Genomic DNA, 9,629 nt, shown 5'->3' with positions numbered 1-9,629 from the left:
CAACGTACGCCCGCAGCAGGCGCCGCCCGGCCGGGCCCGGTTCGTCACCCGCGACCGCGGTGTGGAGGTGGCCCAGATGGCGTGGTCGGAGCCGACCGTCTGAGGATTGTTGGGTGGGCCGGCTGGTGCTGGCCCTCTCCCAGTGACCCCTGCCCTGACGTGGCCCCGCCCAGTGACCCCAAAGTGGGTCACGTGACCCACTTTGGGGTCGCCGGGCGAGGTCTTTCGCCCACGCGTGCGACTTGGGGTCGGTGGGAGAGGTTGTGGTGGCTTCCGAACCTCTCCCAGTGACCCCAACTGCCTGTCACCCTCTCCGGGTGACCCCAAGTTGGGTCACCTGACCCAACTTGGGGTCACAGGGAGAGGGGCCCCACCGCGTACGGACGGGCGGTTCAGCCCTGCGGGCCCCGGGAGATCTCGCCCTGCTTGAGGTTGACGCTGGCCGGACCCTCGGAGATCTTCCAGCTGGTCTCGAACATGCGCTGGTAGGCGGTGCGCGTCTTCAGCCAGCCCTGGTCCGTACGGACGTACTCGTCGCTGTAGAGGGCCGCACCCTCCAGGGCGAAGTCGAACGAGGGGAGGAAGACCTTGTCGTGCAGGTACCAGGTGCCGGTGGCGGTGTCACCGGCCACCGTGATCTCCGGGTGGTGACCCTGGTGCATGCTGACCATCTCGGGAACCATCGAGCGGCTCAGGAACGCGATGATCTCGTCGCGGCTGCCGCACTCCTGCTGCGGGTAGCCGGCGGTGGCCTCCGGCACGAAGCACGAGGCCACGCCCTCCCAGTCCTTCGTGTCGACGAAGCGGAAGTAGCGGTGCTTGAGCTGCTTGATCTGCTCGATGTCGAGCAGGGTCTGTACGGCGTCCATGCCAGCAGGCTAGGACGGCACCCTCGTACCGCGACAGTGTTGCCCCGGTCACAGGGACGCAGGCCGGGACGGCGCCCGGGCGGTGCCGTCACGCGGCACCGCCCGGGCTGCGTCGTGCGCCTCAGCGCCGCCCGGACTTGAACATGCCGCGCGCGATCTCGCGGGCCGCCGTACGCATGAAGTCCTTGAACGCCCCGGACTCGACGACCTTCTCCAGCATCGAGTCCTCCTGCCTGGGCGCGCGACCCGACGTCTTGGGCACGGGCACCTTGCGCGAGGCCTCCGCCTTGGCGGCCTTGTCGGCGGCCGCCTTGTCGAGCTTGTCCTGGCGCGCCTGCTCCTTGAGCTCGGCCTCCTCGCGGGCCTTGCGGGCCCCCTCCTCGAGCTTGGCGGCGAGCCGCTCGCGGGCCGAGTCGCGGTCGACGGCCTCGGCGTACGTCGCATAGCGCGGGCTGGCCTTGACGCTCGCCTCCATCGCGGACGCCTCGGCGGGCCCCATCAAGGACTCCGGGGCGCGCAGGCGGGTCCACGCGACCGGGGTCGGGGCACCCCGCTCGTTCATCACGGTGACGACGGCCTCGCCGATGCCGAGCGATGTGATGACCTTGCCGAGGTCGTCGTACTCGGAGTGGGGGTAGGTGTTGACCGTCGCCTTGAGCGCCTTGGCGTCGTTGGGCGTGTGGGCGCGCAGCTGGTGCTGCACCCGGGAACCGAGCTGCGCGAGCACGTCGTCGGGGACGTCGGTGGGCGACTGGGTCACGAAGAAGACGCCCACGCCCTTGGAACGGATCAGGCGCACGGTCTGGGCGATCTGCTCGAGGAACGGCTTGGAGGCCCCCTTGAACAGCAGGTGCGCCTCGTCGAAGAAGAAGACCAGCTTGGGGCGGTCGATGTCGCCGACCTCGGGCAGGTCGTGGAACAGGTCGGCCAGCAGCCACATCAGGAAGGTGGAGAAGAGCGCCGGGCGGTCCTGCAGGTTCGGCAGCTCGAGCAGCGAGACCAGCCCACGGCCGTCCGCGGTCGTCTGGAGCAGGTCGGAGGAGGCGAACTCGGGCTCGCCGAAGAACTTGTCGGCACCCTGCGCCTCGAAGTTGACCAGCTCACGCAGGATCACGCCGGCGGTCGCGGTGGACAGCCCACCGATCGTCTTGAGCTCGGCCTTGCCCTCGTCGGAGAGCAGGTACGTCAGCACCGCGCGCAGGTCGGACAGGTCGAGCAGCGGCAGGCCCTGGGTGTCGGCGTAGTGGAAGACCAGCCCGAGGCTGGACTCCTGGGTGTCGTTGAGGTCGAGCACCTTGCTCAGCAGCGTCGGGCCGAACGCGCTCATCGTGACGCGCAGCGGGATGCCGATGCCCTCGCCACCCAGCGCGTAGAACTCGGTCGGGAACCCCGTCGCCGTCCAAGTCTGACCGACGGTGGCGGCGCGGGACGAGATCTTCTCCCCGCCCTCGCCGGGCACCGACAGGCCGGACAGGTCGCCCTTGATGTCGGCCGCGAACACGGGCACCCCGGCGGCGGAGAGCTGCTCGGCCATCAGCTGCAGCGTCTTGGTCTTACCGGTACCGGTGGCACCGGCGACCAGGCCGTGGCGGTTGACCATGGCCAGCGGGATCCGGATCGGCACACCGGTGAGGGTGTCGGGGTCGAGCATCAGGCCGCCCAGCTCGAGGGCGGGGCCCTCGAACTCGTACCCCGGCGCGATCGCCGCGCTCACCGGGTCGAGCTCCGGGGCGGGGGCTGCCTCGGCTGCGGCTGCCGCAGCGGTCGCGGACTCGGCCGGAGCGGACTCAGCCGGAGCGGCCTCCGCAGGTACAGCCTCGGGGGCGACGGCCTCGGCGGACGCCTCCGCGACAGGGGTCTGCTCGGCGGCTGCAGCGGTGGCCGCCTCGGTCGTGACCTCGGGGGCGGCGTCGGGGGTCTGGCTCATGGACGAGAGCCTAACGAGAACGACCGACGCAGGAGAGTCCGTACGCGCTCCGGACCGCCGCGATCAGGCCCCGTCGTTATAGTCGCGTCGTGATCTTCAAGCGCGTCGGTGATGGCCGCCCCTACCCCGAGCACGCTCTGCGCGCCCGGGACTGGGCGCAGGTCCCACCGCGCCAGGTACGCCTCGACGAGCTGGTCACCACCAAGGACACGCTCCAGCTGGCGGCGCTCCTCGACGAGGACTCCACGTTCTACGGGGACCTGTTCGCGCACGTGATCTCGTGGCGCGGCGACCTGTACCTCGAGGACGGCCTGCACCGGGCGCTGCGCGCAGCCCTGCAGCAGCGCAACGTGCTGCACGCCCGGGTGCACGAGGTGGCCGAGTGACCTCCTCCCCCTCCTCGTCGCCGGCCTCCGCCGCGCCGACGCCGCCTGCACCGCCCGCCGGGCCCACGCCCCCGTCGCCGCCGCGCCCCCCGATGTCGCCTGGCGCCCGGTCGGCACTCACCCTGGGCGTCCTCGGGCTGCTCGTCGTGGTGGCGGCCGTGTGGGGCTGGCAGGCGATGACGACGCCGTTCCCCGGGTCCGACGACCTCCCGGTCTGCGTCGACAAGGAGATCAGCGTCGGCGACGAGGTCTTCCGCGACCAGGTCGTGGTCAGCGTCTTCAACGGCTCCGGTCGCAACGGTCTGGCCGGGCTGACCCAAGAGTCGCTCGTCGAGCGTGGCTTCGGCAAGGGCAGCACCGGCAACGCCGAGCGGACCAAGGTCACGATCGTGCGGTACACGGTCAAGAACGACCCGGCCGCCCTCCTGGTGGGCAAGCAGTTCGGCAAGGTGAAGTACGTCAAGGAGGAGGGCATCGGTGACGGCGTCACCGTGATCGTCGGTGAGCGGTACAAGGCGCTCGCCGCGAAGGCCCCCGAGTCGGTCACCTCCAAGGTTGACACCACGATCTGCGCGGTACCCGGCACCGAGTAAGTCGTAGGTCTCGCCAGGCTCGACCGACGTGGCCAGGCTCGACCGATGTGACCAGTCTCGACAGGCTCGGCGAGCGGTGCGACCGGGCTCGACCAGCACCGATCGGACAGGTGTCCAGAAATTGCCCCGGAGCCCCTCCCCAAAGACTGGAACCTGTTCTAGATTGTCGGCGTGAGTGAGACCAACGGCCTAACCCTGCCCGACGCGCTGCCCGCCTCCGTCCTGGACGGCGTGGGCCCCGAGGACACCTTCGACGTGGTCGTGGTCGGCTTCGGGATCGCTGGCGCCTGCGCGGCGCTGGAGGCCGTACGCGGCGGGGCCCGGACCTTGATCCTCGAGCGCGCGGCCGTCCACGGCGGCACCTCGGTCATGAGCGGCGGCCACTTCTACCTCGGCGGCGGCACGGCCGTGCAGAAGGCGACGGGCCAGGACGACACCCCCGAGGAGATGGCCAAGTACCTCCTCGCCAACTCCTCCGACCCCGAGGTCGACAAGATCGAGGCGTACGCCCACGGCTCGGTCGAGCACTTCGACTGGCTGGAGTCGCTCGGCTTCGAGTTCGAGCGCAGCTACTACCCGGAGAAGAGCGTCATCCAGCCCGGCACCCAGGGGCTGATGTACACCGGCAACGAGAAGGTCCACCCGTACCGCGACCAGGCGGTGCCCGCCCCGCGCGGCCACAAGGTTCCCGTGCCCGGCGACCTGGAGGGCACCAAGCTGGTCCTCGACCTGCTCAAGGACGCCCTCGAGGCCGAGGGCGTCGAGGTCCGCTACGAGACCGGAGCGATCAACCTGGTCACGGACGGGGACCGCGTCGTCGGCCTGGCCTGGCGCCGGTTCACCGAGACCGGCCACGTGCGCGCCGGGTCCGTCGTCCTGGCCGCCGGCGGGTTCGTGATGAACCCCGACATGGTCGCCGCGCACACGCCGAACCTCGGCTCCAAGCTGTTCACCCTCGGCAGCACGTACGACGACGGTCTGGGCATCCGGATGGGCGCCTCGGTCGGCGCCGAGCTCAAGCACATGGACGAGGCCTTCATCACCGCGCCGTTCTACCCGCCCTCGCAGCTGGTCAAGGGGATCGTCGTCAACAAGCGTGGCGAGCGCTTCGTGGCCGAGGACAGCTACCACGCCCGCACCTCCTACTTCGTCATGCAGCAGCCCGACCAGGCCGCGTACGTGATCGTCGACAGCGAGCACATGGAGAAGCCGAAGTTCCCGCTGACTCCCTTCATCGACGGCTGGGAGACCGTCGAGGAGATGGAGGAGGGGCTCGGCCTGCCCGCCGGGTCGCTGGTGCGGACCCTGGGCGACTACAACGAGCACGCCCGTCGCGGCGAGGACCCGCAGTTCCACAAGCACCCCGACTGGGTGGCGCCGCAGGACCAGGGGCCGTGGGGCGCCTTCGACCTCAGCCTCGGCAAGGCGCTGTACGCCGGCTTCACCCTCGGCGGCCTGCGTACCTCGGTCGACGGCGAGGTCCTGCGCGCCGACGGGACGCCCGTCGGCGGCCTGTACGCGGCGGGCGCGTGCGCCTCCAACATCGCCCAGGACGGCAACGGCTACTGCTCGGGGACCCAGCTGGGCGAGGGCTCCTTCTTCGGGCGCCGCGCCGGGCGCCACGCGGCCGCGGCCGGACACGCCTCCTGACGGGAACCGGCGACCGACGGACGGAGGAAACCCCCGTCGGAGGAGCCTAGGACCTCCGCTGAGCGACTTTCCTCCGTCGGTCGGTCGAGGGGCGCTGGCAGGATGAGCCCGTGAGCACCCCGACCCACCACCGGTACGCGGCCGCCCAGCGCGCCAACGTCCCGCCGTTCCACGTCATGGACATCCTCGCCGCGAGCGCCGAGCGCCAGCGCACCCACGGCGACCTGCTCAACCTGGCGGCCGGGCAGCCCCGCAACGGCGCCCCGGCCCCGGTCCGCGAGGAGGCGATCCGGCTGCTGGGCGGCACCGACCCGCTGGGTTACACCGAGGCCGTCGGGATCCGGGAGCTGCGTGAGGCGATCGCCGGGCACCACCAGCGGGTGCACGGGGTCACGGTCGACCCGGACGAGGTCGTGGTCACCACCGGCTCCTCGGGCGGCTTCCTGCTCGCCTTCCTGGCCGCGTTCGACGCGGGCGCGCGGGTGGCGATGGCCCGCCCCGGCTACCCCTGCTACCGCAACGTCCTCACGGCGCTGGGGTGTGAGGTCGTGGAGATCCCGACCGGTCCGGAGACCCGGTTCCAGCCGACGGTGGCCCAGCTGGAGGAGGTGCACGCCGAGAAGCCCATCGACGGCCTCGTCGTGCTCAGCCCCGCGAACCCGACCGGCACCATGCTGCTGCCCGACGAGCTGGCCGCGCTGGCGACCTGGTCGTCCGGGGCGGGCGTGCAGTTCGTCTCCGACGAGATCTACCACGGCATGGAGTACGCGACCCTGACCGGCGAACCCGCGCTGGCGCGCTGCGCCTGGGAGACGAGCCGCGACGCCGTGGTCTTCCACTCCTTCAGCAAGTACTTCGCGATGACCGGCTGGCGGATCGGCTGGATGCTGGTGCCGGCGCACCTGCGTCGCGCCGTGGAGGTCCTCACCGGCAACTTCACGATCTGCCCGCCCGCGATCGCCCAGTGGGCCGCGCTCGCGGCGTTCAGCGAGGAGTCGTACGCCGAGCTCGACGGTCACGTGCGCGAGTACGCGCAGACCCGCGAGCTGGTGCTGCGCCGCCTGGCCGAGATGGGGATCGACAAGGTCGCGCCGGCCGACGGAGCGTTCTACGTGTACGCCGACATCGCGCACCTGACCGACGACTCGATGGCCTGGGTCAAGCAGCTGCTCGCGGACACCGGCGTCGCGGTGACGCCCGGCATCGACTTCGACACCGAGCACGGCCACCACTTCGTACGGTTCAGCTTCGCCGCAGACATCGTTGACGTGGCAACTGCTCTGGACCGGTTGGAGGCCTGGCTGCCGTCCGGGGCGGCCCCGCACGCCTGAGTCCGGGCGCGGACGCCCCTGCTCGGGGGATGCTGCACTGAACCCGTCCCGCGTCCACCGCGCGTGGGCGAAGATGCAGCCAGGCCGCAAACTCCTCCGGACGAAGGGTTTCACCGTTCCCGGGCAGGGGTAGGCGGCCAACGACGAAAGGGTGTGATCCATGTACGGCGACACCGCCGCAGGTCGCAGGCGCGTGGCCCAGCTGCGTGAGCGCGCGCTCGACATCCGGTCGCTGGCCGACTCGTTGGTCGCACAGGCGGAGAGCGTGCCGTGGCACGGGCGGGCCGCGGAAGCGATGCGCAACCGGATCAAGGAGCGCGCCGCACACCTCCGTTCGGCCGCCGGTCAGCACGAGACGGCCGCCGACTCGCTCTCCCGCCACCTCGGCGGCGTCGACGAGGTCAAGGACGCCATCGAGAACCGCCAGCACCGGGCGACGGTGCTGATCGAGGAGGCCCGCACCCGCGTCGCGCACGCCGCTGCCGAGTCGGGGACGGACGTCGCCGCCGACACCGCGGAGGCAGACGAGGACGCGACCCTGGTCAACTTCGTCGCCCCGCCCGCCGGTCACAAGGACTGGTTGAGCGTCGAGCTGCCCGGCCTGGGCGAGGAGTCCTGATGGTGACCATCGACCTGACCACGCCGCCGCCCGTCGCGGAGTCGTTCCTCGACGGCCTGCCCCGGCGGCTGGCGCTGACGCTGCCCGAGCTGCGCCTGGCCGCCGCCCTGGCCGGCAACGCCCCGCTGCCGTTCGAGCAGGCGCCCGCCAGCACCGCCTCCGGCCTGAGCGGCCGCCTGGGCCAGACCCAGGAGAGCACCGACGCGGACGCGTACCACCGGGCCCTGGCCTCGCTGCACGACCCCGAGAGCACCCTCGTACGCCGCGGGCTGGTCACCGACGAGCGCCTCGACCCGTCGTTGGCCGGCGCCGTCGGACTGCTGGCCAAGCCCGCCCTGGCGCTCGACATCGACGTCGCGGCCGGCGGGAGCCAGGTCAAGGCGTGGCACCGCCAGGCGGGCGACGCGGTCGCCACCCTGTCGACCTGCGACGGCATCGTCTTCGAGATCGCCTGGTTCCCGGTCGAGCACTGGGCCGGCGAGCTCGGCCGCATCGCCGAGATCCCCGACGACCTGCCCCGCCGCGAGAGCGAGGTGCCGGCCACCCTCGACATCGCGTTCTCGGTGATGGACGCGACGGGCGAGGCCCTGCGCACGGGTCGCAGCGACCTGGTGCCGGTGCTGCTCTCCCACCACGGCGACGGCGCCGTCCTCGGACCCGACGGACCCCTCTCCGACGCCGACGCCATCCGCACCGTCTCGGCCGTGCACACCGAGGGCCGCGGCCGCCTGCGGGTCCTCGGGGCCGACGTCGCGGGCTCCAACACCACCGACGTGGGCGTCGTGTCGTGGGTGCTGCTCAACGACGGCTGGCACTGCCTGAGCGCCCACACCGACGCGGAGACACCCCGCGTCACCGTCCGGCGCGTCGAACCGGGCGACCTCGCCGCCGACCTCGCTCCCGTCCTCGCACAGGTGACCGCATGAGCAACGACCAGAACCCCGCCCCCTCCGAGACCACCGCGCGTCTGGGCTCCACCCCGGCCCGCGCCACGGACGCTGGGACCCAGGACGCGGCCGCGCTGACCGAGGCGGCGGTGACCCGCGACAAGTACGACCAGATGCTGTCGCTGGCCGACGCGTTCGACCGGGCCGGCAACACGATGCGCCAGTACGCCCGGCTCGGCTCGGAGGTGCTCTCCGACGACGCCGTCACCGAGACGGCTCCGCTGGCCCCCGGCACGTACGCGGAGTTCGAGGACGAGGTCCGGGCCGCGACCACCGGCAAGCACGGCCTGCTGACCCGCTCGGTCGAGCTCGACGCGGACGCGTTGGTCGTGCGCGCCACGGTCCTGACGTACCGCTGGATCGACGAGCTGCAGCAGGCGGCGTACAAGACCCTCGGCTCGATCGCCGGTCGCGCGATCGGTTACCTGGCCCCCGAGGTCGCCCTCGGTGGTGCGATCGTCTCGGCCGGGCTCATCGAGACCGACGCGCTGGACCGCGAGGGCGTCACCGCTTACCTCAACGAGCTGGCCGAGTCGAACCCCGAGCTGATGGAGCACGTCGCCGGTGGCGGCGGCCTGCTGGACGGGCTGCAGATGCGCTCGCTGCTGACCGCGGGCATCCTCGCCTCCGACCAGGGCAGCCACGCCGCCCGCGGCGGGCTCCGCTCGATCGGCGTCGCCCCGTTCACCGCCGACACCGTCTCCGCCCTGCGCGACGCCGCGGGTGGGCTGTTCGACGTCCTCGAGGACGAGGCCGAGGCCGGCGAGGAGTCCGAGCCGGCCAGTCCCCGCACCATCGAGGACCTGATGCAGCACCTCTCCCGCACCGAGGCGCGGGTGTCCGTGCACAAGGTCGGCGAGGGTCGCTACATCTGCTACCTGCCGGCCAACCGTACGGCTCCGCGCGGACGCCTGCGTCTGGTCGGGGCCGACACGTCCGGGCTGGCCGACCGCGTCGTCGCCGCCATCGAGCGCGCCGTGGCCGACGACCCGGCACCGGCACCGGCCCGCGTGATGCTGGTCGGCGCGGCGCAGGGCGGCACGGTGGCGACCGAGGTCGCGGCCACGCTCTCCTCCGCCGCGTTCGTGGTCGACCAGGTCGTCACGGCCGGAGCGCCGTCGGCGCAGGTCGCGGTGATCCCGGAGGCCACGCGGGTGCTCTCACTCGAGGACCGGGCCGACCCGGTCGCCCTGCTGGGGTCGCTGATCAACGCGAAGGTCGCCAACCGGGTGACCGTGGTCTTCGACGGCAGCGGCTCCCAGGGCGCGGAGGTGTACCTCGCCGGCGGCCGGGCGGCCGACCAGGTG

General features: G+C 72.0%; 9 protein-coding genes. 7 read left to right on the top strand and 2 right to left on the bottom strand.

Annotated features, from left to right (window positions below; all coding sequences use genetic code 11):
- Positions 1-392 precede the first annotated feature (392 nt).
- Complete coding sequence (locus tag ACI379_RS10540) at positions 393-869, bottom strand: nuclear transport factor 2 family protein (protein ID WP_439792038.1); 477 nt, start codon at positions 867-869, stop codon at positions 393-395.
- A 121-nt stretch (positions 870-990) separates the two neighbouring features.
- Positions 991-2,796, bottom strand: coding sequence for a helicase HerA-like domain-containing protein (locus tag ACI379_RS10535; RefSeq protein ID WP_439792037.1), 1,806 nt, complete (start codon positions 2,794-2,796; stop codon positions 991-993).
- Between the two features lie 89 nt (positions 2,797-2,885).
- On the opposite strand from ACI379_RS10535, the gene ACI379_RS10530 reads away from it, so the two are divergent.
- The 7 genes from ACI379_RS10530 to ACI379_RS10500 form a co-directional block, all read left to right on the top strand.
- On the top strand, positions 2,886-3,182 hold the full coding sequence (locus ACI379_RS10530; RefSeq protein WP_439792036.1) for a type II toxin-antitoxin system VapB family antitoxin: 297 nt from the start codon (positions 2,886-2,888) through the stop codon (positions 3,180-3,182).
- Between the two features lie 92 nt (positions 3,183-3,274).
- Positions 3,275-3,775 (top strand): LytR C-terminal domain-containing protein, encoded by a 501-nt coding sequence (locus ACI379_RS10525; RefSeq protein ID WP_439792035.1) that lies wholly within the window; start codon positions 3,275-3,277, stop codon positions 3,773-3,775.
- Positions 3,776-3,946: 171 nt separating this feature from the next.
- Complete coding sequence (locus ACI379_RS10520) at positions 3,947-5,425, top strand: FAD-binding protein (RefSeq protein ID WP_439792034.1); 1,479 nt, start codon at positions 3,947-3,949, stop codon at positions 5,423-5,425.
- 110 nt (positions 5,426-5,535) lie between these two features.
- Positions 5,536-6,756, top strand: coding sequence for an aminotransferase class I/II-fold pyridoxal phosphate-dependent enzyme (locus ACI379_RS10515; protein WP_439792033.1), 1,221 nt, complete (start codon positions 5,536-5,538; stop codon positions 6,754-6,756).
- A 160-nt stretch (positions 6,757-6,916) separates the two neighbouring features.
- Positions 6,917-7,375 carry a hypothetical protein gene (locus ACI379_RS10510; RefSeq protein WP_439792032.1) on the top strand — a complete coding sequence of 153 codons (459 nt, stop codon included), beginning with the start codon at positions 6,917-6,919 and terminating at the stop codon, positions 7,373-7,375.
- Complete coding sequence (locus tag ACI379_RS10505) at positions 7,375-8,301, top strand: hypothetical protein (RefSeq protein WP_439792031.1); 927 nt, start codon at positions 7,375-7,377, stop codon at positions 8,299-8,301. The genes ACI379_RS10510 and ACI379_RS10505 overlap by 1 nt, the downstream gene beginning before the upstream one ends.
- Positions 8,298-9,629 (top strand): hypothetical protein (locus ACI379_RS10500; protein ID WP_439792030.1); only part of this gene is annotated, 1,332 nt, incomplete at its 3' end. The genes ACI379_RS10505 and ACI379_RS10500, both read left to right, overlap by 4 nt.

The sequence above is a fragment of the Nocardioides sp. genome (genome assembly GCF_051876515.1).
Taxonomy (GTDB): Bacteria; Actinomycetota; Actinomycetes; order Propionibacteriales; family Nocardioidaceae; genus Nocardioides.
This window is presented reverse-complemented; position numbering and strand designations above follow the sequence as displayed.

Bases quoted from the DNA above. Each gene is read 5' to 3' on its own strand.
- ACI379_RS10540 (WP_439792038.1), bottom strand. From the start codon at position 869: ATGGACGCCGTACAGACCCTGCTCGACATCGAGCAGATCAAGCAGCTC.
- ACI379_RS10535 (WP_439792037.1), bottom strand. From the start codon at position 2,796: ATGAGCCAGACCCCCGACGCCGCCCCCGAGGTCACGACCGAGGCGGCC.
- ACI379_RS10525 (WP_439792035.1), top strand. From the start codon at position 3,275: ATGTCGCCTGGCGCCCGGTCGGCACTCACCCTGGGCGTCCTCGGGCTG.
- ACI379_RS10510 (WP_439792032.1), top strand. From the start codon at position 6,917: ATGTACGGCGACACCGCCGCAGGTCGCAGGCGCGTGGCCCAGCTGCGT.
- ACI379_RS10505 (WP_439792031.1), top strand. From the start codon at position 7,375: ATGGTGACCATCGACCTGACCACGCCGCCGCCCGTCGCGGAGTCGTTC.